Annotated in this window: 22 protein-coding genes; 11 read left to right on the top strand and 11 right to left on the bottom strand. The window is 75.0% G+C overall.

What is annotated here, in order from left to right:
- The first annotated feature begins 39 nt into the window (after positions 1-39).
- Positions 40-954, top strand: a complete 915-nt coding sequence (locus ACI79Z_RS04765) for a carbohydrate kinase family protein (protein WP_456901851.1) — start codon at positions 40-42, stop codon at positions 952-954.
- A complete protein-coding gene (locus ACI79Z_RS04770) occupies positions 917-2,140 on the top strand; it encodes a DUF222 domain-containing protein (RefSeq protein WP_456901852.1) in 1,224 nt (407 codons plus the stop codon). The genes ACI79Z_RS04765 and ACI79Z_RS04770 overlap by 38 nt, the downstream gene beginning before the upstream one ends.
- Position 2,141: 1 nt before the next feature.
- Here ACI79Z_RS04770 and ACI79Z_RS04775 read toward each other — a convergent pair whose 3' ends face one another.
- The 4 genes from ACI79Z_RS04775 to ACI79Z_RS04790 all read right to left on the bottom strand — a co-directional run bounded on the left by ACI79Z_RS04775 (position 2,142) and on the right by ACI79Z_RS04790 (position 7,522).
- On the bottom strand, positions 2,142-3,077 hold the full coding sequence (locus tag ACI79Z_RS04775; RefSeq protein WP_456901853.1) for a PGN_0703 family putative restriction endonuclease: 936 nt from the start codon (positions 3,075-3,077) through the stop codon (positions 2,142-2,144).
- A gap of 4 nt (positions 3,078-3,081) precedes the next feature.
- Positions 3,082-3,669, bottom strand: coding sequence for an SHOCT domain-containing protein (locus tag ACI79Z_RS04780; protein ID WP_456901854.1), 588 nt, complete (start codon positions 3,667-3,669; stop codon positions 3,082-3,084).
- 162 nt (positions 3,670-3,831) lie between these two features.
- A complete protein-coding gene (locus ACI79Z_RS04785; RefSeq protein WP_456901855.1) occupies positions 3,832-4,257 on the bottom strand; it encodes a hypothetical protein in 426 nt (141 codons plus the stop codon).
- Positions 4,250-7,522, bottom strand: coding sequence for a TM0106 family RecB-like putative nuclease (locus ACI79Z_RS04790; protein ID WP_456901857.1), 3,273 nt, complete (start codon positions 7,520-7,522; stop codon positions 4,250-4,252). The genes ACI79Z_RS04785 and ACI79Z_RS04790 overlap by 8 nt, the downstream gene beginning before the upstream one ends.
- A 201-nt stretch (positions 7,523-7,723) precedes the next feature.
- Between ACI79Z_RS04790 and ACI79Z_RS04795 the strand changes: the two genes are divergently transcribed.
- The 4 genes from ACI79Z_RS04795 (at position 7,724) to ACI79Z_RS04810 (ending at position 12,971) form a co-directional block, all read left to right on the top strand.
- Entirely contained in the window at positions 7,724-8,020 is a 297-nt protein-coding gene (locus ACI79Z_RS04795) for a hypothetical protein (protein WP_387988779.1), read from the top strand.
- Positions 8,021-8,189: 169 nt separating this feature from the next.
- A complete protein-coding gene (locus tag ACI79Z_RS04800; protein ID WP_456901858.1) occupies positions 8,190-9,239 on the top strand; it encodes a PASTA domain-containing protein in 1,050 nt (349 codons plus the stop codon).
- Positions 9,236-11,566, top strand: coding sequence for a GDSL-type esterase/lipase family protein (locus ACI79Z_RS04805; protein WP_456901859.1), 2,331 nt, complete (start codon positions 9,236-9,238; stop codon positions 11,564-11,566). Before ACI79Z_RS04800 ends, ACI79Z_RS04805 begins: the two co-directional genes overlap by 4 nt.
- Before the next feature lie 4 nt (positions 11,567-11,570).
- Positions 11,571-12,971, top strand: a complete 1,401-nt coding sequence (locus ACI79Z_RS04810) for an ADP-ribosylglycohydrolase family protein (protein WP_456901860.1) — start codon at positions 11,571-11,573, stop codon at positions 12,969-12,971.
- On the opposite strand, the gene ACI79Z_RS04815 is transcribed toward ACI79Z_RS04810, so the two are convergent.
- The 5 genes from ACI79Z_RS04815 to ACI79Z_RS04835 all read right to left on the bottom strand — a co-directional run bounded on the left by ACI79Z_RS04815 (position 12,972) and on the right by ACI79Z_RS04835 (position 16,716).
- Positions 12,972-13,565 carry a VOC family protein gene (locus ACI79Z_RS04815; protein ID WP_456901861.1) on the bottom strand — a complete coding sequence of 198 codons (594 nt, stop codon included), beginning with the start codon at positions 13,563-13,565 and terminating at the stop codon, positions 12,972-12,974.
- A 237-nt stretch (positions 13,566-13,802) separates the two neighbouring features.
- The gene (locus ACI79Z_RS04820; protein ID WP_456901862.1) at positions 13,803-14,093 is read right to left on the bottom strand and encodes a type II toxin-antitoxin system RelE family toxin; all 291 of its coding nucleotides are present in this window, start codon (positions 14,091-14,093) and stop codon (positions 13,803-13,805) included.
- The gene (locus tag ACI79Z_RS04825; protein WP_456901863.1) at positions 14,090-14,362 is read right to left on the bottom strand and encodes a type II toxin-antitoxin system Phd/YefM family antitoxin; all 273 of its coding nucleotides are present in this window, start codon (positions 14,360-14,362) and stop codon (positions 14,090-14,092) included. The genes ACI79Z_RS04820 and ACI79Z_RS04825 overlap by 4 nt, the downstream gene beginning before the upstream one ends.
- 57 nt (positions 14,363-14,419) lie before the next feature.
- Complete coding sequence (locus ACI79Z_RS04830) at positions 14,420-15,814, bottom strand: DUF4407 domain-containing protein (protein ID WP_456901864.1); 1,395 nt, start codon at positions 15,812-15,814, stop codon at positions 14,420-14,422.
- An 89-nt stretch (positions 15,815-15,903) separates the two neighbouring features.
- Entirely contained in the window at positions 15,904-16,716 is an 813-nt protein-coding gene (locus ACI79Z_RS04835) for a hypothetical protein (protein ID WP_456901865.1), read from the bottom strand.
- Between the two features lie 255 nt (positions 16,717-16,971).
- Between ACI79Z_RS04835 and ACI79Z_RS04840 the strand changes: the two genes are divergently transcribed.
- Both ACI79Z_RS04840 and ACI79Z_RS04845 read left to right on the top strand, forming a co-directional pair.
- Positions 16,972-17,169, top strand: a complete 198-nt coding sequence (locus ACI79Z_RS04840) for a ribbon-helix-helix protein, CopG family (protein WP_456901866.1) — start codon at positions 16,972-16,974, stop codon at positions 17,167-17,169.
- The gene (locus ACI79Z_RS04845; protein WP_456901867.1) at positions 17,166-17,543 is read left to right on the top strand and encodes a type II toxin-antitoxin system death-on-curing family toxin; all 378 of its coding nucleotides are present in this window, start codon (positions 17,166-17,168) and stop codon (positions 17,541-17,543) included. The genes ACI79Z_RS04840 and ACI79Z_RS04845 overlap by 4 nt, the downstream gene beginning before the upstream one ends.
- Positions 17,544-17,606: 63 nt before the next feature.
- Here ACI79Z_RS04845 and ACI79Z_RS04850 read toward each other — a convergent pair whose 3' ends face one another.
- Complete coding sequence (locus ACI79Z_RS04850) at positions 17,607-18,338, bottom strand: endonuclease/exonuclease/phosphatase family protein (RefSeq protein WP_456901868.1); 732 nt, start codon at positions 18,336-18,338, stop codon at positions 17,607-17,609.
- A gap of 600 nt (positions 18,339-18,938) precedes the next feature.
- Here ACI79Z_RS04850 and ACI79Z_RS04855 point away from each other — a divergent pair.
- The 3 genes from ACI79Z_RS04855 to ACI79Z_RS04865 all read left to right on the top strand — a co-directional run bounded on the left by ACI79Z_RS04855 (position 18,939) and on the right by ACI79Z_RS04865 (position 20,857).
- Entirely contained in the window at positions 18,939-19,169 is a 231-nt protein-coding gene (locus tag ACI79Z_RS04855) for a FitA-like ribbon-helix-helix domain-containing protein (RefSeq protein WP_387988767.1), read from the top strand.
- Entirely contained in the window at positions 19,166-19,558 is a 393-nt protein-coding gene (locus ACI79Z_RS04860) for a type II toxin-antitoxin system VapC family toxin (protein WP_456901869.1), read from the top strand. The genes ACI79Z_RS04855 and ACI79Z_RS04860 overlap by 4 nt, the downstream gene beginning before the upstream one ends.
- A 90-nt stretch (positions 19,559-19,648) precedes the next feature.
- Positions 19,649-20,857, top strand: coding sequence for a hypothetical protein (locus ACI79Z_RS04865; RefSeq protein ID WP_456901870.1), 1,209 nt, complete (start codon positions 19,649-19,651; stop codon positions 20,855-20,857).
- A gap of 60 nt (positions 20,858-20,917) precedes the next feature.
- Here the strand turns inward: ACI79Z_RS04865 and ACI79Z_RS04870 are convergent, their stop codons facing one another.
- Positions 20,918-22,018 carry a DUF475 domain-containing protein gene (locus ACI79Z_RS04870; protein ID WP_456901871.1) on the bottom strand — a complete coding sequence of 367 codons (1,101 nt, stop codon included), beginning with the start codon at positions 22,016-22,018 and terminating at the stop codon, positions 20,918-20,920.
- Positions 22,019-22,067: the final 49 nt, after the last annotated feature.

The following is a 22,067-nucleotide window of genomic DNA, read 5'->3' on the forward strand; positions in this document are numbered from 1 at the left end:
CGGCTCACCCGGCCGGGGGCACCGACCCGTCCTCGGGTGGTGTCCGCCGGCGATCCCGCCTGGCCGCGGCCGGCCGGCCCCGGGCCGGTGGTGGCGGTGGGCAAGCTCGTCGCCGACCAGCTGCTCGAGCTGTCCGCGCCGCTGGTGGCCGGCGGCCAGCAGCGGGTCGAGCGGACGACGACGGCCGGCGGCGCCCCCGCCAACGTCACCGCCGGCGTGGCCCGCCTGGGTGCGCCGGCGCGGTTCGCGGGCTGGGCCGGCGCCGACCCGCTGGCCGACGGGCTGCTGGCCGGTCTCGCTCGGAGGGGCGTCGAGCTCGCGGTGGTCCGCCGCGGGCGCGCGCCGCTGTCGACGGTGCTCGTGCACCCCGACGGCGAGCGCACGGTGCTGACCGACCGCGGCGAGGGCGGCCTGGAGCCGGCCGACGTCCGGCCGGAGTGGTTCGCCGGCGCCGCCGTCGTCCACCTCGACGGCTACGACCTGCTGCGCTTCCCCGATGCGGTGCGGGCCGCGGCCGGCACGGCGCACGACCTCGGCGTGCCGGTGAGCGCGGACGTCGCCGCGGCCGCCCGGATCGAGCGACACGGTGCCGATGGCTACGTGGAGCTGATCGCCGGGCTGCGTCCGGACGTGCTCTGCTGCAACGCCGCGGAGGCCACGGCCCTGGGCCTGGACGGCGCCCTGCCCGCCTGGGCGCCGCCGCTGGTGCTGGTGCACGCCGGCGCCCGGCCGACCCGGGTCGTCACAGCGGCGGGCACGGTGGAGGTCCCGGTGGAGCCGCTGCCGGCGGGCGGACCGCGCGACACGACAGGCTGCGGGGACGCGTTCGCGGCCGGGCTGCTGACCGGCTGGCGCGCGGGCGTGCCCGTGCTGGACGCCGTCCGGACCGGCCACGCGGCGGCCGCCGTGGTGGCGGGTGTCGTCGGCGGTCAGCCGCCACTGTCAGGCACCTGACCTGGGGATTCGTGCTGCGAAAGAGCCGGGGAGCGGTGACGTCCTCGACGACGTCGCCGCGCTGGTCGCCGAGCGCAACCGGATCGACGCCCGGCTGGCCCGCGCGGTCCGGGCCGCGGAGCTGTCCCAGGCGCCGGAGCGGGACGGCCTGACGTCGATGGCGTCGTGGCTGCGCGGGCACTGCCGGCTCTCCGGTGCCGCCGCCGCGCGGCTGGTGCGCACCGGGCGGGCGCTGGAGCACCTCCCGGCGCTGGCCGAGGCACACGACGCCGGACTGGCGACGTCGGAGCAGATGGCGAAGGCGGCCGAGGCGGTGACTCCCGAGCGGCTGGCCTCCGCCGTCGAGCAGGGCGTGGACCTGGCGGTGATCGACGCGGCGTTCACCGGCGTGGCGATCGAGCAGCCGCACGCCGACCTCGTCGCGGTGGTGCAGCACTACTGCAACGCCCTCGACCCGGACGGCCCGGAGCCCGACCCCACCGAGGGGCGGTCGTTGACGCTGGCCCGGCACGCCGACGGCTCCCTCACCATCCGCGGGCACCTGGACGCCGTGGGCGGGGAGAGGCTGCAGACGGCACTGGAGGCGCACGTGCAGGCCGACCGCCCCGCCGGCGATGAGCGCAGCCGCGCCCAGCGCCTCGGCGACGCGCTGGTGCAGGTCGCCGACAACGCCCTGGCCGCCGGGTCCCTGCCGACGCTGCGGGGGCACAGGCCGCAGGTCGCCGTCGTCGTGGACCTGGCGGACCTGGTCGATCCGGCCGGGCGGCCGAACGCCGGGCGGATGGGCTTCGGCGCCACCATCTCCGCCGCGAGAGCCCGCTGGCTGGCCTGCGACGGCGCGGTGTCCCGCGTGGTGTTCGGCCCCGACGGCGCACCGCTGGACCTGGGCCGGGAGCGGCGGCTGATGAGCCGCCACATCCGCAAGGCGGCCGAGCTGCGCGACGGCGGGTGCGTGTTCACCGGCTGCGGGGCGCCGACGTGGTGGTGCGACGTGCACCACCTGGTCCACTGGATCGACGGCGGCGACACCAGCCTCGACAACGCAGCGCTGCTGTGCGAGCGCCACCACACCAAGGTCCACCACGGCTTCCGGGTGGAACGACAACCGGACGGCCGATGGCGCACCTACCGACCGGACGGCACTGCGATCACCACCCCGGCGCCACTGCTCTCTCCTGCCGCCTGACTCAGGGCAGGTAGCGGCGGCGGAAGAGCGCTGCCCAGTCCTCGAACTCCGGCACCGCCGCCGCGGCGTCCGCGAGGTCGCCGTGTCCGCGGAAGAGCACGTGCGTCGGCAGGGCACCGCGGTCGGCATCGAGCCGGCGCACCACCTCGCGGGCGCCCTCGTCGTCGTCCCGAGCGAGGACCAGGGTCACCGCCGCGTCCCACTCCGGACCACTCGCGGAACCGCCGCGGCGCACGCTCTCGGTGAGCAGCACGTTCCGCAGCAGCTGCCGGGTCGGGTACTCGCCGAGGCAGTCGAAGGCGCCGTCGGCCATGCCGAACCGCTCGCAGTGCCGGCGGTAGTTGGCGTCCTTCTCCCGGCGCCGCCCGTCCTTCTCCGGACCGGGGTCCCGGCTGAAGCCGTCCACGTACTTGGTCTCGACGGCGACGAGCAGGCTCCGGCCGTCGGCCAGCCGGGCCGACAGCACGGCGTCGAAGGCAGACCCGTCCCCCAGGTGCTCGCGCGGGGCCGGCGCCCACTCGCACTCGATGCCGTCGATGACGCGGTCGCCGACGTCCACCCGCTCGAGTCCCGTCACCGGCAGGTCCAGGAGACGGCCGATCACGATCGCGGCTGCCTCACGGTGGGCGCGCAGGTGCCCGAAGACGCTGAACGCCAGCGGCATCGAGCTGAGCATGTTGGTGAACAGCCGCGAGCGCTCGAGCTGACCGCCCTCGTCGCGCACGACCTCGGCGCGTGCGCGCGCGTACCGCGCTGCCTCGGGTGAGAGGAAGTTGCGGTCGCCGTGCTCCTCGCGGAGGTGGTTCCCGAGCGGCCGGCCCTTCCACGTGCCGGCCGGCAGGCCGAGCACCTGCTCGCGGAAGTCCGACTGCCGCCGGCGCTCCCGCCGGGTGACCGGGCCGTCCGACCGGACGACGGAGATGACGCTGTCGGTCACGACGTCAGATCCGCGCCAGGAGTTCGGCCTTCTTGGCCTCGAAGTCCGCGATGGTGATGACGCCCGCGTCCCGCAGCTCGGCCAGCTGGCGCAACTGCTCGACGACCGCGGGGAAGCCGCCGTCACCGGCAGGGCCCGGCTGCGGAGCCGGGGCGGGCGCCTGCTTGACGAACGGGTCCGCCGGAGCCGCCTGCGCCGGCGGCACCAGCAGCGCACTGACCGCGGCGCGGACCTGGTCCACGAAGGGGCCGCCGTCCGCCTTCGGCACGGACGTGTAGGTGACCTTGCGGCCGCCGTCCTGCACGGTCAGCTTCCCCGTCAGGACACCGGCGTCCCACAGGATCGAGCCGAGGCGCAGCAGGGGGTACTCGTCGATGCTCGAGCCACCCCACCCGTCGCGGACGAAGAGGACGCGGCGGTCCGTGAGCGCGAGCAGACCCTGGCTGGTCCCGAGGACGGCGGGAGCGAGGGCTTCGACGCGCTCACCCGGCCACAGGTGGGCGGCGAGCCCGCGGATCTCCTTCTTCCTGCCCATCGTCGACGACATGCGCGCCGCCGCGGCGGCGATGTCGGGACGCAACTGCTCGGCCATGGTGCTCCTGTCCGCTCCGGCCCGCGTGGGCGCGGACTCCGGACGACGGTAAGGACGGATCCCCGGGCGCCGTGGGACCCGGTGGCGCGGTCCGGCACGTCTCCCCCGGCCGTCCCAGTCACCTCACGAGGAACCGCTGAGGGCGATCGGCCCCGCGTCGGTTCAGTACCGGACGCCGAGGTGGCGCTCCGCGCAGGTCGAGCAGAGCCCGGTGTTGTCGTGCACGTGCTCGCGGGCGTTGACCTGGCGGCACACCGGGCACCAGCGGAAGGTCCGCCGCCGCCTGCGGGCGACCTCCTCCGCCGCCTCGGCCAGCTCCGCGCGCTCGTACAGCACCTCGTCCGAGGAGAACCGGCGGTCGGCCACGAACTTCCACACCAGCTCGGCGGGTCCGGACCAGCGCGGCTCGGGACGGGCCAGCGTGAAGCCGAACCCGTCCCAGCCGACCGCGACCTGCGCCGGCTCCCCGCTCACGAACCACCGCTCGTGCGGCGGCCCAGGGACCTCCGTCCAGCCGTCGCCGAGCGCCCGCACCAGCACGTCGGGCGCCACCCCGACCAGGGCGGCGAGCTCCGCGGTGTCAGACACCGGCCATCTCGGCCAGCCGGCACATCGCGTTGACCTGGCGCAGCTGCTCCGGCGTCCGCACCTGGGCGTCGAGCAGCAACGGGCTCATCACCACCACCGCCAGCGCCTTCGCCCGCGACACCGCCACGTTGAGCCGGTTGAGGTCGTACAGGAACGACACCCCGCGCGGCGCCTCGTCGGCCGACGTCGACGTCGTCGAGTAGACGACCACCGGCGCCTCCTGGCCCTGGAACCGGTCGACCGTCCCCACCCGCGCGCCGTCGGGCAGCAGCGAGCGGATCAGCGCCACCTGGTTGTTGTACGGCGCGACGACGAGCACGTCGTCCGGGCCGATCGGCCGCTCGGCGCCCTCGGCGTCCACCCAGCCGACGCCCTGCAGCGACTCCCAGACGGCGGCCACCTCGGCCGCCTCCTCCGTCGACGACGCCGACGCGGCCACCGTGTGCTCCACGAACCGCACCGCCGGCCCGGCCCCCGACACCAGCCCGCCGGGCCGGACGGTGATCCGCTCCCGCAGCGCCGCCGACTCCAGCCGGCCCTCGTACGCCAGGTCGGACACGAACGCGGTCAGCGCCGGGTGCATCCGGTAGGTCGTGTCCAGGAAGATCCCGCGGCCCTCCGGCACGGTGGGGTGCCCCTCGAGCAGGTGCTCCAGCGCGGACAGCCCCGAGTCGCCGGGGTGCACCGCCTGGGTCGGCTGGGCCAGCTGCTGCGGGTCGCCGAGCAGCACGAGCGACCTCGCCGCCCGCGCCACCGCGAGGGCGTTGGCCAGCGCGAACTGGCCCGCCTCGTCGACGACGAGCACGTCGACGGCCTCGGCGAGGTCGGGCTGCGTCCAGAACCACGCCGTCCCGCCGACCAGCGACACGTCGCCGTCGAGCAGCCGCGAGGCGACCTCCTTGCCGTCCCGCGACCACTCCACGCCCGGCGCGCCGCAGGCCTGCTTCTCCTCGCACTTCTGCAGCGCGGGCCGGCCGACGGCGGACAGCACGTTGCCGATGACGGCGTGCGAGGTCGCCGTGACGCCGACCTTCTTGCCGGCGTCGAGCAGCGCCCGGATCAGCCGCGATGCCGCCCGGGTCTTGCCGCTGCCGGGCGGGCCCTGCACGGCGAGCACCTCGCCGTCGAGCCGCAGCCCGAGCCGGACGACGGCGTCGCCGGCCTCCTCCCCCGGCAGCCGCCGGCAGTCCGCGGGCACCCGCCGCTCCAGCAGCGCCTGGCCGAGGCAGTCGCGGCCGGCGAGCACGTCGAGGGCGGTCGCGGCGATCGCCTCGCGCATGCCCTTGTCGTCGATCGGCCCCTCCGGGCCGAGGGCGCGCGGCGTGGGTTCCTTCGTCGACTTGACGACGAGTCGACCCTCGACGGCGTCGAGCTCGCGGATCTCCCCGACGCGCGTGCGGGTGTCGACGTCGACCACCTTCGACCCCACCGACAGCTTCGTGTCCTGCGTCGGGAACGAGAACGCGTAGAGCTTCGACCGCTTCTCGGTGCCGACCTCGACCGGCGCCGACAGCCCGCCGAGCACCGTGCCGTCCTCGACCAGGGCGGCGTCGTCGAGGTCCTTGCGGGCGAAGAACTCCCACCAGCCGGGGCGCGCCTCGCGGCGGTGCCACTGCACGAGGTCGCCGAGCAGGCCGTGGCCGGCCGCCTGCAGCCGCTCGACCAGCGCGAGCTCCTCGGTCTCGGCCTCCGACCGCTCGGCCGGGCCGGTCGTCTCGGACAGCACCGGCCGCGTCTGGCCGCCGAACTCCCGCTCGAGCTCCTCGCGCTGGGTCTCCAGCCAGTCGTGCAGCTCGCGGGTCGAGTCGACGTCGTCCTTGTTGTAGAGCTCGATGTCCACGAGGCGCTGCGGGTCACGGTCGGCGAGCCACTTCTCGTAGGCGATGACGCTGCCCATGGCGTCGGCGACGTCGCCGGTGTGCTCGCGGCCGTAGAACGCCTCGACCTTCTTGATCGAGTACGAGCCCTTGCTGATCCGCATCGACTGCTTGACGACCGGATAGAGGTCGACGAACCGCTCGGCGCGCAGCAGCTGGTCCAGCTCCGCCTCGCGGACGCCGTACCGGCCGGTGAGCCGCTTGAGGGCGCTGACCTCGTAGGCGGCGTAGTGGTAGACGTGCATGCCGGGGTCGGCGCGCCAGGCGTCCAGGACCAGGTCGATCAGGTCGGCGACCATCCGCTTCTCGGCGGCGGGGTCGTGCGCCCACAGCGCGGTGAAGCTGCCGTCGCACCGCCCGACGCCGGCGAGGTACTCCAGGCCCGCGCCGTCGGCGGAGTGCGGGTCGCCCTCGAAGTCGAGGTAGAGGTCGCCGTCGCTGGGCTCGGGCAGCCGCAGCAGACCGAGGTCCTTCGCCGGCGGGAGCAGGGTGCGGCTGGGGACGCCGGTGCGGCGCTCGTCGAGCTGCTGGCGCGCCTGCTCCTGCAGCCGGGCGCGGGTGGCCGCGCCGATGCGGGCGGCCTCCAGCGTCTCGGGCGGGGCCTCGGCGAGCTGCTCGAGGGTGGTGACGCCGGCGGCGCGCAGGGCGTCGCGGGTGTCGCGGCGCATGCCGGCGACGAGGGAGAGGTCGTCGGCCTCCTGCAGCTCGGCGTCGCACTTGGGCTTCCACGTGCACTGGCTGCAGTAGGGGCCGGGGACGGGCTCGGTGGCCGGCGGGTCGGCGACGAAGGCGGTCAGCCGGGCGCGGGCGCGGCGGGCGTAGGCGGCGACGTCGACCAGCCGCCACGGGTTGGTGACGCCGTCGCCGGTGACGACGCAGATCCGGTCGGGCTGCCTGCCCTGCAGGACGGCGAGGCGCTCGGCGTAGGTGGCCATCTGCAGCAGGGCGGGCACCTTGACGCGGCGGGCGAGCTTGGCGTCGGCGACCTCGTACGACCAGCTCCCGAGGGCCGACGGCGTGGGCACCTTCAGGAGGAAGTCGGCCGCGCCGCCCCAGACCCCGTCGAAGAAGGCGGCCTGCGAGATGACGTCGACGCCGGCGCGCATGGCCTGCAGGGTCATCGCCTCGGCCTCGCGGCGGCCGGCGGCGTCGAAGCGGGCCGGGATGCGGACGACGCTGCGCCCCTCGGCCTCGAGCGCGTCGAGGTAGCGCATCTCGTGCTCGGTGCCGAGGTCGGCGATGAGCGCGGCGTGGTCGCCCGGGCCCTCGGCGAGCGGCTCGAGCCGGCCGTCGGCGACGGCGAGGTCGAGCGTCGTGAGGTGTGCGCAGGCCTGGTGGCGGGTCAGGTCGGTGGGGCTCAGGACCAGGGAGCCGTCGGTGCGGTACATCGAGACGGGACGGTCTCACGTGACGGCGCCACCGAGGACTCCCCGCGCCGTAGCGGGCGGCACGTCCGTCCCACGGACCTCATCGCACTCCCCGGACTGCCGGCGGCCACACGCCGGCTCGGTCCCGCGTCGCCCATGCAGCGCCGGTCGGGGCAGGTAACTTCCGGCGACCGAGGGGAGCGGACGGTGCGGAAGAGGCACGTGGCGGGACACGTCCTGGGTGGGTTGCTGCTGGCGCTGGGGACGTGGGTGGGAGTCCTGCCGCGACGCGTCCGCGGCGACCTCGGCGACGTGGCGACCTGCGGGACGGCGTGGTTCCCGGCCGGCGCACGGCCTCATCCGGGCGACCTGTTCGACCCCGCCCACGCCTGCTCGTCCTTCCTCGAGCAGTACCGGGCCATCTCGCTGGGTCTCCTGGCGGCCGGCGTGCTCGTCGTCGCGGGGACGTGGCTGCTGGCGCGCTCCGCCCGCCGCTGGGCCGCGGGCGCCACCGTCTGAGGTCCCGGGCGGGGCACACGCCTCCTCCGCGACACCGCCGGCACGTCCGTCCCAGCTCCATCACGGGGTGCGGCGGGTGGGCGTGTCCGGGCGGGCCTGGCGGCCGCGGCTGTGACGATCCCGCGCGCACGGCGGGGGCTGCACCCGCCGGCGGTCGACGGGGGTCGAGATGAGCCAGCCCGGATCGTGGGACCCGTTCGCCGGCGCGGCGACGCCGTGGCCACCGGCCCAGCCGGAGCCGCCCGCGCCGGCGGGCCCCCGGAGGTGGCGCGGCCTCGCGGTCGGCGGGGTCGTCCTGCTGCTGCTCGGCGTGCTCGTGCTCGGCGCCGGCATCGGCTGGACTACGCACGCCGCGGTCGACCGGCCCGACCTCGCCGACACCACGGTGCAGGTGGTCGACGCGCCGACCGACGACGCGGGCACCGCCGCCGAGGTGCCCGACGTCCGCGGCCTGGCGCTGGTCGACGCCCGCCAGGCGCTGGCCGACGCCGGCCTCGACCCCGCCGCGCTGTCCACCGTGGACACGCCGTCGGCGCTGCCCGCGGGCAGCGTGGTGCGGCAGGACCCGGTCGGTGGCAGCCCGGGCGCCGGACCGGTCACCCTCTACGTCGCCGTCTCAGGCACCGTGCCGGCGCTCGTGGCCACCGACGGCGACGCCGCCGTCGCCACGCTGACCGAACTCGGCGTCGCCGCGCGGGTCGTGCGGACCTACGACCCCGCCGTCGCCGAGGGCACCGTGCTCGCGCTCGACCCGCCGGCCGGCAGCCCGCTGCCGAAGGAGCTGCAGCTCACCGTGGCCGGGCCGCCGTCGAGCGTGTTCCTCACCGACCTCGACGCCGAGGGCGGCTGCGGCACCGGCGAGGCCGCCAGCAACGGCACCACGTACGGGCACGCGCTGTCCTGCTCGGCCGGCTCCTCCCCGCGGCGGACGACCTACCTGCTCGACCGGCTGGGCACCACGGTCGAGGGCACCGTCGGCGTCCTCGACCGCGGCGACGCCGGCTTCACCGGCTCGGTGGTGGTCCGCGGCGACGGGCGGGAGCTGTTCCGCGCCGACGTCCGCTTCAGCGCCGCCACCCCGTTCGCCGTGCCGGTCGGCGGGGTGCTGCAGCTGACCGTCGAGGTGGTGGCGACCTCCACCACGAGCGGGACGGTCGTCCTCGGCGACCCGCGCGTCGTGGGCGCCCCCGACGCCATCGACACCCTGGCCGGCTCGTGAGGACGCTGCGCGCGGCCGCCGTCGCACTGCTGCTCGTCCTCGCCGGCGCCGGCCCGGCGGCCGCCGCACCTGCCGACCGCTCGACCCTGCCGGTCGACGCCCCGGTGATGCTGGTCGTGGACACGTCGGGGTCGATGGCGGAGTCCGACGACGAGGGGACGGTGAAGATCGAGGGCGCGAAGACCGCGATCCTCGAACTGCTCGAGGAGCTGCCGCCGTCGAGCCGGATCGGCATGCGCACCTACCCCGCCGGCGCCGGCGACTGCGGCACCGGGCACCTCGACGTCGACGTTGCGCAGCGGGACCCGGGCGCGATGAGCGCGGTGGTGCGGGCGCTGCGGGCCGACGGTGGCACGCCCACCGCCGAGGCGCTGCAGGCGTCGGCCGACGACGTCCGCGACGCCGGCTTCGGCGCGGCGACGATCGTGCTGGTCAGCGACGGCGAGAGCACCTGCGACCCGCCGTGCCCGGTCGCGCAGCGGCTGGTCGACGAGGGCTTCGACCTGACGGTCAACACCGTCGGCTTCCGCATCGACGACGCCGGCGCCGACGAACTGCGCTGCATCGCCGACGCCACCGGCGGCACCTACACCGACGTCCGGGACTCCGCGGAGCTCGGCGAGCGGCTGGCCGCCACACAGGCGCCGCGGCTGACCCTCGACGTCGACGCCCCGGCCACGTACTCGCCGTCGTCCAGCGCGGCGATCACGGTCACCGCGACCGTCGCCAACGCCTCCGCCGTCCTCGCGCGCGACGTCCGGGCGTCGCTGGTCTTCGACCCCGGCGCCGACGGCGGCAGCCCGACGGTGCTGCGGCCGCTGCGGGTGCTCGGCAACGTCGCCGCCGGCGGCACGACGACGGTGTCGTGGACGGCGTACCCCTCGCTGGACGGCGGCGGCGGGCCCACGCAGTTCGACTGGACGCTGCGGGTGTCCGGCGCGCAGGTCCGGCCGCAGCAGCAGGCGGGCAGCATCTCGGTGCGCGAGTTCTCGCTCGCCGACGCGGCACCGTGGCTGCAGGACACCCGGCACGCCGTCGTCCTGGGCGACTCCTACAGCTCCGGCGAGGGCGCCGGCGACTACGACCGCGGTGCCGGCCGCTGCCACCGCAGCCCGCACACCTACGCCGAGCAGCTGCTGCCCGACGCGGAGGTCACCAACCTCGCCTGCTCGGCCGCCGTGATCCAGGACTACCGGGAGCCGCAGGCCGACCGCGACGTCCGGTCGCAGGCCGCCCAGCTCGTCGACGTCGACGACTACGACCTGGTGCTGATGACGATGGGCGGCAACGACATCGGCTTCGAGGACATCGTGGTCGACTGCGCGGCGGAGGAGCACTGCGGCGGCCGGCTCGGCGACCGGGGCTGGTGGACCCAGCGGCTGGCCGACCTGCAGACCGACCTGCGGTACCTCTACGAGGAGGTGCTCGCCGACACCGGCGTCGCGCCCCTGGTGGTGCTCCCCTACGTCGGCGTGGTGCCCACGGGCGCCGTGGGCACCGGGTGCAGCGGCACGACGGCCACCGTCTACGGGGTCAAGAGCCTGCGGTTCGACGAGGACGAGCTGCGGTCGGTGCAGTGGCTGCTCGGCGCGCTCAACGGCGCCATCGAGGGGGCGGTGCGAGCGGTCGGCGACTCGCGACTGCAGTACGCGGCCGACGTCGTCGAGGCGGTGCGCCCGGCCCACACGATCTGCTCCGAGGACCGCTGGATCGTCGGCCTCCCCGACCGGGGCAGCAACGCGTTGTCGGGCCTGGCCGCCGAGGCCAAGCAGGAGCTCGTGCACCCGACCGCGGACGGCTACCGCGCGATCGCGGCGGCGCTCGCCCGCTGGTCGCACTCGGTGCCCGACCCGCGCGAGGGGGCGCGGCCGCGGGAGCACCACCACACCTGGGTGGACGGCGTGGCCCGGCTCTACGACGGCTGGTTCGCGCAGGACGGGTCAGTGGACCTGCAGGACGGCGCCGACCCGTTCACCGTCGACCCGGGTGCGGAGCTGAGGGTGCGGTCGGGCGGGTACGAGCCGAACACGCCGGTGCTGGTGGTGGTGCGCTCGACGGCGCAGACCCTGGCCTCGGTGTGGTCCGACGACCAGGGCGCGGTGGACGTCGTCGTCAGGGTGCCGCGGACGCTGGCGCCCGGCGACGACCACACGCTGACCGTCTCGGGGACCGCCGCCGACGGGACGCCGCTGGAGCGGTCGGTCGGGATGACCGTCGGGTCGCCGCCCCTGGCGCCGGGCCTGCTGCTGGCTGGGTTCGGGCTGGTGCTCGCCGCGACCGGTGCGCTGGTGGTGCGGCGGGCGCTGCGCCGCCGTCGCGCAGACTGAGCCCGTGACCGCAGGACTGCACCGCTCCCACCGCGTGGCCGGCGCGCTGGTCGGCTCGGCCGTGGGCGACGCGCTCGGGGCGCCGTTCGAGTTCGGCCCGGCCGGGGCGTTCTCCGCCCGCTTCCCCACGGACGCGCGTGGGTCCACCACCGAGATGTGCGGCGGTGGGTCGCTGGGGTGGGAGCCGGGCGAGTTCACCGACGACACGCAGATGGCGCTGCTCGTGGCGCAGTCGCTGGTCGAGCGGGACGGGCTCGACGAGGCCGACGTCTTCGACCGGTTCGCGGCCTGGGCGGCGGCCGGTCCGCCGGACGTCGGCGTGCAGACCCGGGCGGTGTTCGACTCCGGGCTGCCCTGGGACCGCGCGGCGGCCGAGCACTTCGCGCGCACCGGACGCGCGGCCGGCAACGGCTCGCTCATGCGGACGACACCCGCGGCCATCTGGTTCTCCCGGTCCGGCACCGCCGCCACGGTGGACGCCGCCCGGCGGCTCTCGGCGCTCACCCACGGCGACCCGGCGGCCGGCGAGGGCTGCGCGGTCTTCCACGAGCTCGTGCGGGTGGCGCTCGACGGCGGCGACCCGCTGGCCGCCGTCCCCGCGGCGCTCGCGCTCGTCGCGGACGAGCACCGCGACCGCTGGGCCGCCGTCCTGGCGCCGGACTGGGAGCCGTCGATGGCGACCGAGTCCAACGGCGCGGTGTGGCCGACGCTCGGCCAGGCGCTGTGGGCGCTGCGGCACGGGCGGGACTTCGCGCACGTGCTGCGGCTGGTGGTCGACCTCGGCGGCGACACCGACACGGTCGCCTGCGTGGCCGGCGGGCTGGCCGGCGCGGTGTACGGGATGGGCGGCATCCCGATGCGGTGGGCGTCGGTGGTGCACGGCCGGGTGCCCGGGCACGGGGACCGCGTGTGGCGGCTGCCCGACCTGCTGCCGCTGGCCGCCGCGCTCGACGGCAAGGAGTTCTTCCAGGCGGAGACGGGCGTCATCCCGCGGATCGGCCCGGCCGAGGTGCTGCCGGGCATCTGGGCGGGCAACCTCGACGGCGCGCGGTACTCCGACGAGGACTTCGCCGTCATCAGCCTGTGCCGGCTGGCCGAGCCGTTCCCGCACACGCTGCACCGGATGGCCTACATCGCCGACAACAGCCACAACGTCGACGTCGACGTCGTCCTGGCCGACGTACTCGACGACCTCGCCGCGCTGCGCGCCGAGGGCCACCGGGTGCTCGTGCACTGCCACGGCGGGGCGTCGCGGACCGGGCTGGTGCTGCGCGCCTGGCTGGTGCGCGAGCACGGGATGACGCCGGAGCAGGCGACGGCGCACGTCGCCGAGCGCTGGCCGCACCTCGGGCTGTGGAACGAGTCGTTCACCGCCGCACTGGAACGCCTCGCGGCTCAGCGGTAGTCAGACGTCGGTGACCCGGATGGCCAGCAGGTCGCCCACCTCGACGGGACGACCGGCGTCGACGACCAGCTCCAGCCGGTGCCGGCCCGGCCGGTGCACGAGGCGCGGACCCGCGTAGCAGGGGACGTCCGCCGCGGCGGGACCGGCGTGGTGCACGCACTGGAGGGCACCCGCCGGCGAGGCGGACCCGGCGGGTCGACGGGGCGGGAGGTCGAGCACGAAGACCAGGGGACGTGCGGGGTGGCGCTCGTCGTCGCGGTGCACCCAGATCGGGAAGCCGAGGTCGGCGTACGGCCGGAAGGCGGGCTCCTGCTCCGGCGGGAGTCGTCCGCGGAGCCCGATCCCGAACGGGCTGGCACCCGTCGTGGCCCAGTCCGCCCGGCGGTCCAGCCGCAGCGGGTTGTCCCGCGCCTCGGCACGGTCCTCGACCCACGCCAGCTCCAGGTAGTGCCCGGCGAGGAGGAGCCGCCGGTTGCGGGTGCCCTGACCCGGGTGCGCCGTCCCGGCGTCGAGCTCCCAGCCGGCTGCGGTCAGCCGCGGCGCCCAGGTGTCCTCCGGACCGACCATGCAGAGCACGTGGTCGAGCTCGAGCACCGTCCCAGTGTGCTGCCGCGCCGCGCGGGGAGCGTCATCCCCCGCGGACGACACCCTCCCGCCCCCTTCGGCCGACCTGGCTCGGCGGACGCCGGATGGGACAGATCAGCGCGGTGGCTGAGCGGGTCAGGCGGGTGGGGCGGTGTGGGGAAGTGGTCGGCCGGCGTCCTCCACCTGCATCCGGGCCGGCGCAGCGCGTCCGCCACCTTGGCACGCCGAGGGCCCGGGACCCCGGCGTCAGTCCGTGCCGGACGGCGCAGGAGGTCCGTAGACGTCGGAGCGGTGCACGATCCGGACCACGAGGATCTGCCGCCGGGCCTCGTCGACCTCGATGAGGACCCGGTAGTCCCCTCGCCGGGCGCTGCGCAGTCCGGTCAGCTCCCCGGTGAGGGGCTTGCTGAGCCGCACCGGGTTCTCGGGCAGGACGACGGTCAGGAACTCGACGACAGCCATGGCCACCTTGGCGGGCAGGCGGCCGAGCTGGCGCCGCGCCGCCGAGGAGACACGGAGCCCGTACGGCGCGGTCACCCGTCGAGGCCGAACTCGGCTCTCAGCTGCTCACCAGGGGTGGTCTCGTCACTCTCGTCCTCGGCGCGGGCCCGCTCGACGTCCTCGCGGACGCCGGGCTGCGAGAGCCAGTACAGCGTCTCGTGCAGCGAGTCGAGGTCCTCCTTCGCCATGAGGACGGCGGCCTCCCGTCCGTGACGGGTGATGGTCACGATCTCGTGGGTCTTCTCGGCCGCCTCGACCAGCGCCGACAGCCGGTCCTTGGCCTCGCTGAGCGGGATGGTCGTCACGGATCGACTCTAGCCCGAAGTCTGGCCAGAACGCCTCGGATGGTTCACGGCCCCCGATCAGACGCCGGAGGTGGCCCGGCCGGCCGGGCGGCGGGTCGGGCGGATCGTGCGCGCGGCCGAGCGGGCCAGGCGGATCGGCCCGGTGTCCCAGATCTTCTGCACCGGCTCGTCGACCGGAGCCGCGGGCTGCGGCACCGGGCGGGCGGCCTCCTCGGCCTCCACCTGCGCCTGGGCGAGCGCGGCCAGGTGGCGGGCGCGGATGGCGGCCTTCTGCCGGTCCAGCCGCTCCTGCTCGGCCATGACCAGCATCTCCTCCTTGGCCTCGGCCACCGTGCGCCGCGACTGCTGCTGCATCTCCTCGATGTCCACGTCGCCGCTGTCGCGCAGCGCGGCGAGCTTGTCGTAGGCGGTCGGCGGACCGAAGTTGAGCAGCACCTTCATGAGCACCGGGAGGATCTCGACGCACATGAACAGCAGCGACAGCATGAACTTCGCCGCGGCGAGCGTGGCGTTGCGGTCGCTGAGCCGGTCGAGCGCCTCCAGCCGCAGCAGGATGCCGCCGGAGCCCTCGTTGGTGGCGTCGAACGCGGCCTGCAGCCGGTCCAGCTCGGCGGTGAGCCGGGCCAGCTCGGCGGAGTCGGTGGCGAGGGAGGCGGCGGCGAGGTCGGCACTGCGCGACTCGGCGTCGGACGCCGCGTCCTGCGCGTCGTCCAGGGCCGCACGGGCCGAGGCGACGACGCCGGCCTGCGCGTCGGCGGCCGCGCGGGCCTGCACGTAGGCGTCGCCGGTGCCCGGGTCGCCGGTGCCGCAGGTGCCGTCGAGCTCGCACTGGGCGCGCGCCTCGAGGTCGCGCTGGGTGGCCAGGGCGGCGTCGTAGGCGGACTGCTTCGCCGCGACGTCGGCCTGCACCGCGGCCAGCGCCGGGTCGCTCTGCCCGCCCGTGGCGACGACGTCCTGCCCCTGCGTCACCCGCTCCTGCAGCTCGTCGAGGCCGGCGAAGCGCGCATCGGCCTCCAGCGACTGCCGGTACGCGTCCGCGGCCTCGGCCTGCATGACGGTGATCTCGGCGTCGATCTCCTTGTGGAACACCTGCAGCGTCAGGGGCGTCGCGACGACGACCCCGAGGATCAGCGCCAGCCCCACGCGCGGGACGGCGAGGGCGAGGTTCCGCTTGAGCGAGGCGTCGTGCGCCATGCCGACGAGCAGCATCCGGTCGAGGTTGACCACGACGGCGCCCCAGCCGAGGCCGAGCACCAGCGCGAACGGCCACCAGACGCCCAGGGCCATGTGCAGCGCGAACGACGCCGAGGCGACGGCGAGGCCGCCGGTGCTGAGCAGGACCCCGCCGAGCGCGGCGAACCGCGGCCGCGCGCCGGGCGCCGCCTCGAGCAGGTCGGGCCGCGCGCCGCCGAGGACCGCGAGGCGGTCCTGGAGCCGTCGTCGTCCAGCCATGTCGTGCACTCCCCGAGCGCCGGGGGTCGTGGTTCGTCCGCCGCTCCCCCGAGGCATCGGCAGTCCCGCCGGTGGTCAGGACCCGGTCGTCACACGCGTCCCACGCCGCCCCCGACGGCGCGGAGCAGGACCGTGGTGACGCCGGCACCGCGGGCCACCACCACGCCGTCGCGCACGAGATGCCCGACGGGCTCACCGGCCGTCGGCTCGCCCGCGAACCGGAGGCGGAGGTGGTGCTCGAGGACGTCGACCGCCGTCGTCATGAGGGTCGGCGGGTCCGGGACGGAGTAGTCGTTGCCCTCCCACACGTGCCACACGCCGCCGACCCGGGTGAGGCGGGGCCCGTTCCGGACGTCGTCGAGGGGGACCTCGCAGCGGTACTCGTCGAGGGCGAGCGGGCGGACGTCGCGCAGCCGGTCGACCAGGGCGCGCGTCTCGTCGTCGACCGGCGGCACCCACCCCCCGTAGCCGACCCGCGGCGGCGTGACGACCAGCTCCGCCGGCGTCAGGGCGGCGAAGCCGGAGAAGACGCGGGCGCCGTGCAGGTCGGCGAAGGTGGCCCGCAGGCGGCCGTCCTGGCGGACCTCGACGCGGCCGTCGGCTCGTTGCACGAGGTCGAAGCGCCAGGCGTCGGGGTGACGGTGCAGCGAGGAGCCGAAGCGTTCGGCGATCAGGAGCTCGATCTCGGCGAGCGCCTCCGCCTCCATCTCGAACCACTGCTCCCCCCGGTCGAAGCGGTCGACCTGGTAGAGCCCGTCGTCGCGCCGGAAGACGACGCTGCGGGCCTCGATGTCGCCGAGGTGGATCTCCCGCCCCTGCACGACCACCACCGTCGCCCCGCGCTCGACGTGGTCGCCGTACCGCTCCACGAGGGCCGTGAGCTGCGGGTCCGGCGTCTCCATGCCGCCACGCTACGGAACGATCCGACTCCGTCCTGGCGTGTCGTCAGGCGCCGGGACCCGCTACGACCATCGGGTCGACCAGCAGGACGTCATCGATGTCGTCCTCGAGCGCGCCGGCGACGAGGCCGACGAGATCGAGTTCGTCACCCTCCAACGCCCTCCCGAGGAGGGCCGTCCCGCAGCGGGCGGTCGCCGCGGCAGGACGGCCTGTGTCATGTCGCTCTGGTATCACCGGTGGTACCTCTGGGTGTGGCCATGACACTGCGCCTGACCGAGCAGGAGACCGAGGCTCTGCGACGTCGAGCAGAACTCGAGGGCCGGTCGATGCAGGACGTCGCGCGGCAGGCGGTCCGCGACTACGTCGAGCGGAACAGCAAGCGTGAGCTGCTCGACCGAGTCCTCGACCGGGAACTCCCCCGCTATGCCGAAGCCCTGGAGCGGCTCGGCCGGTGATCCACCTCGACCTCGACGATCTGCTCCACATCGCCGGGCGAACACTCGGCGCCTTCGAGGTCCGCGACATCGGTCTGCTGGAGGCGGCGGCTGCCAGACCGAAGGCGACGACGTTCGGCGAGGACGCCTACCCGTCCATCCACGACAAGGCGGCTGCGCTGCTGCACTCGATCGCCCGCAACCACCCGCTGGTCGACGGCAACGAGCGGCTCTCGCTCGCCGCGACCATCGCCTTCTACGGCCTCAACGGCATGCAACTGACCCTGTCGAACGACGATGCCTACGAGCTCGTGATGGCCATCGCCTCGGGGCAGCTCGACGACGTCGAGCCGATCTCCGGACGTCTCCGGGCGGGCACAGCTCCCTGGACGTGACGGCCCGAACGCGGGGTTCGGTTCGTCCCACTGCGGCTCACCACCGCGGCGGGACGGCCTCCGTCATGTCCGGGGCAGGACGACGTCGGCCGTGTAGGCCGCGTGGTCGCTCAGGTCCTTGTCGTCGCGCCAGGTCGGCCGGTGCACCTCGGCCGGGCCACGCGCGATCTCCCGGCTCACTGCGAGATGGTCGATGGACGGATAGGCCTCGTTGAGCCGTTCCGCGTCCTCGGTGAGCACGACGAGACCGAGTTCCTCGAAGGCTGATCGCAGCGCCGCAGCGCCCATGGGCGTGCCACCCGAGTAGAGGGGCGCGAGCTCCTGGGTGAAGTCCCCGCCCCAGATGACCTGCTCGTCAGGGCGGCGTGCATCGCGGATGCGGTCGGCGTGGTGGTCGAGGACGAAGCGGAACTGCGCGAAGCGATCTTCGGGGAGCCCCCGCCAGTTCTCACCGGATCCCTCGATGGGCAGGACCGAGCAAGCCACGAGCACCTCCACGCCCTCGTACTCGACTCGGGCGAGAGCTAACCCCTCCTCTCCTGGATGGCGGTCGTCCCCGGCCGTGAGCAGCTGTGTCGCCGGCAGGTGGGTCTCGATGGCCGCCCATCTCTGCAGGTCCGGCCCCCAGCTCCGCTGCGGCGAGACGATGAGCCCGTCTCCCCGCGCGTGCCAGCCACTGTGGACCTCGGTGAGCAACCAGAGGTCAGCCCCGAGCTTGCTCAGCCACGCTGAGATGTCGGAGGCGCGGTCTGACTCCCGATGTACGCGATTCACGTTCCAGGTACCGATGCGCACGGAGCTCCTCAGGTGGTCAGTTCACCGACACCCTGACGCGTCCTGATACCGGAACGGCGTCGGCGCGCGGTGCGTGTCACCCGCGTTGGCGAGACGCAAGGGCGCCGTGATCGCGGCAGCCGAGGGTGTGGGCAACAGCCCAGGCACCCCAGGAGCTCTTCCCCATGCGCTCGTCCCGTGCCGGCGCCATCGCGCTCGCCTCTGCGTCCTCGCGGCCGGCCGCTCCACCGCCGTCGTCGGCGTAGCCGAGCCGGCCGGGCCTCCCGTGGCTGGACGGGGGACCGTGGCCGGCCTGCCGGCCGCTGGTCGAGTGGGCGGTCCGCCTGCTGCCAGCCGCCCACCACGGCTGTCAGCGGCCGGAGTAGGACGATCCCGATGGGCCGTGCCTGGATGGACGACCTGTCCGCGGCGATCCCACTGGACGACGGGATCCCGCGGACGGTCGCCGCTGACTCACCTGCGGAGGGCGCTGTCCTCGGCTCACCTGACGGCGGTCCGCTGCCAGCGGCTCAAGGTTGGGTGGGACGGCCGACCGAGGCCTCCAACTGACCGTCCACCGTGACCGATCCCGCGCATGCGGATCGCATGTAGCCTCAGTGGATGGGCAAGATGCTGCAGGTCCGCAACGTGCCCGACGACCTGCACGCCGAGCTGCGCCGCCGCGCAGCCGCCGCGGGGATGTCGCTGTCCGACTACGTGCTGCGCGAACTGCGCCGCGTCGGTGAGCGGTCGCCGATGGCCGAGGTCCTCGCCCGCTCCGCGGCGCTGCGGATCCCGCTGCCGATGGACGAGGTGGTCGAGGGCATCCGGGCCGACCGCGACGGCCGGTGATCGTGGTCGACGCCTCGACGGTCGTCGCGGCGCTCCTGGACGCCGGCTCGGGTGGGCAGGCCGCCCGCGACGCGCTGCTCGGGGACGAGCCCCACGCCCCGCACCTCCTCGACGTCGAGGTGCTCTCGGCCGTCCGTCGGCACGCGCTGAGTGGGCGGTTGAGCGACGCCGCCGCACGCGGTGCGGTCGACGCGGTGCGCGAGCTGCCGGTGGTCCGGCACGGACACGACCCGCTGCTCGACCGGGCGCTGGAGCTCCGCCACGCGGTGACCGCCTACGACGGGGTCTACGTCGCGCTCGCGGAGATCCTCGGGGCCGGCCTGGTCACCGGCGACCGCCGGCTGGCGCGCGCACCGGGCCTGCGGTGTCCGGTGACGACGATCGGCTGACGTCCGCGCGGGAGGCCGGACGCAAGGGGCCCGCAAGGGCGGGGCCGGAGGGTGCGGGCAACAGCCCACGCACCCCAGGAGCTCTCCCCCATGCGCTCGTCCCGTCCCGGCGCCGCCGCGCTGCTCGCCTCCGCCGTCGTCGCGGCCGGCTGCTCCATCCCCGTCGTCGGCGTCGCCGAGCCGGCCGGGCCGGCCGCCGCCGGACCGCTCACCGAGGTCCTCGGCCGGGTGGAGGTCGACGCGGACGTCGAGGGGCACGTGCGCCTCTCCGACGTCGCCGCGACCCCGGACGGCGGCTTCGTCGTCCTCATGACCGGCGACCTCGCCGGCAACCACCGCAGCGTCCTGGTCGAGCTCGTCCCGGGCGACGGCGGCCTGACCGTCGCTCAGGTGACCGAGGGCCCGCCCGCCCTCGACCTCGGCGAGGTGCACGTCGCGCCCGACGGCACGGTGGTCGCCCTCGCGCCGATCGTGCCCGCCGACACCAGCGGCGGCGGCCGCGAGCAGGACCTCGCGCTCGCCGTCCTCGAACCGGGCGGCGACGAACCGGACGTCCGGCGAATCGCCGCCGAAGCCGAGCTCGGCACGCCCGACACCGGCACCGGCGTCCTCTCCCCCGACGGCACGACGCTGCACGCGAGCCTGCAGTGGTACGTCGACGGGGACACGGTCAGCCGGCTGGCCACCGTCGACGTCGCCACCGGCGAGGTCACCGCGAGCGCGCCGCTGCAGGTCGAGACGCCGGGCCGGGCGGTCGCGCGGGACGTCGCCCTGCGTCCCGACGGCGGCCTGGCGGCACTGGTGACCGTCGACCGCGACGCGGAGGGTGACGTCGACGGCGTCGTGCTGGCGCAGTACGACGCCGACCTGCTGCCCGCCGGCCAGCCGGTGGAGCTGGTCGAGGAGGAGCAGAGCACCGGTTACGCGCTGGCCGTGCTCGCCGACGGGACGGCGGTCGCATCGGTCGTCGCGGGCGAGTGGGACACCGGCGAGCCGCGGCTGGTGACCGTCCGGGACGGCGCCGTGCAGGCCACCGCGGTCCTGCCCGGCTCGGGCACCGACCTCGTCGTCGAGCCGGGCGGGCGGCACGTGTACCTCGTGCACGGGCGGCCGGGGGCCGGCGTCGGCCTGGCCACCGTCGAGCTCGCTACTGGCGAGACCGTCGCCGACGTCGAGCTGTGCGCCGACGGGAGCCCCGCGCCCTTGGCGCTCGCCGCGGACGGGCGCACGGTCGCCGCCACCGTCGCCTGCGAGCAGGACGAGAGCCTCGCCGCCGACCTCGCCGTCCTCGTCGGCTGAGGACGCCGGTGCCCCGGCCGCGCGAGGCGGCCGGGGCACCGGGTCGTGCAGGGGAGGCGGTCAGACCGAGACGGTCTCCCGCTCGGGCTGCGGGTCCTCGTCGGACGACGCCGCGGGGACCTCGCGGGCGTCCTCCCGCCGCTGCGCGACGACGCTGGCGACGACCGCCGCGACGATGAACAGCAGGCCGGTGAGGCCGGTGACGTACTCGCTGATGTGGAACCGCAGCTCCAGGATCATGATCGTCGCGAGCACACCGATCGCCCACATCGCGCCGTGCTCGAGGTAGCGGTACTGCTCGAGCGTGCCGCGGTCGACCATGAAGATCGTCAGCGACCGCACCCAGAAGGCGCCGATGCCGAGGCCCAGGGCGATGATCAGGATGTCGCTGCTGATGGCGAACGCGCCGATGACGCCGTCGAAGCTGAACGACGCGTCGAGCACCTCCAGGTAGAGGAAGGCGGCGGCACCGGCGCCCGCGACCGCCTTGGTGGCGGTGCCGGTGGCCGACGGCGTCGACTCCTCGTCCTCGTCGTCGTCGGACTCCATGAGCTCGTTGAGCCCGCCGATCAGCAGGTAGGTGAACAGGCCGGCGAGGCCGGAGAGCAGGACGGTGCCGTACTTGTCGTCGTCGGCCATCTGCGAGCCGGTGTAGATGACCGCGAGCGCGATGACGATCGACAGGTAGGGCAGCTTGCCGGCCTTGGCCAGCGGCTTCTCCAGCCAGGCGAGCCAGTGGACGTCGCGCTCCTCGTCGAACGCGAAGTTCAGGAAGATCATCAGCAGGAAGATCCCGCCGAAGGTGTAGATCGCCTCGGCGGACGCCTCGACGTTCTCCGCGTAGGCCTCCTGGTCGGTGAGCGCCAGGTCCCACACCTCGGGGATGGACAGCTGCGCCGTCACCGAGACGAGCAGGATCGGCAGCAGCAGCCGCATGCCGAACACGGCGATGAAGATGCCGACGTAGAGGAACAGCTTCCGCCACAGCGGGCTCATGTTCCGGAGGACCTTGGCGTTGACGACGGCGTTGTCGAAGGACAGGCAGACCTCGAGGACGCCGAGGACGGCGACGGCGAGGAGCGCGGCGGGACCGCCGAAGAGCACGGCGGTGACGAGGGCGGCCGCCGTCAGGAAGACGGAGAAGCCGAAGTAGCGGATCAAGGGACGCCTTTCAGGGAACCGCGGCGGAGGCGGTCGCGGGTGGGAGGAG

This window comes from Geodermatophilus sp. SYSU D00663 (assembly GCF_054050655.1).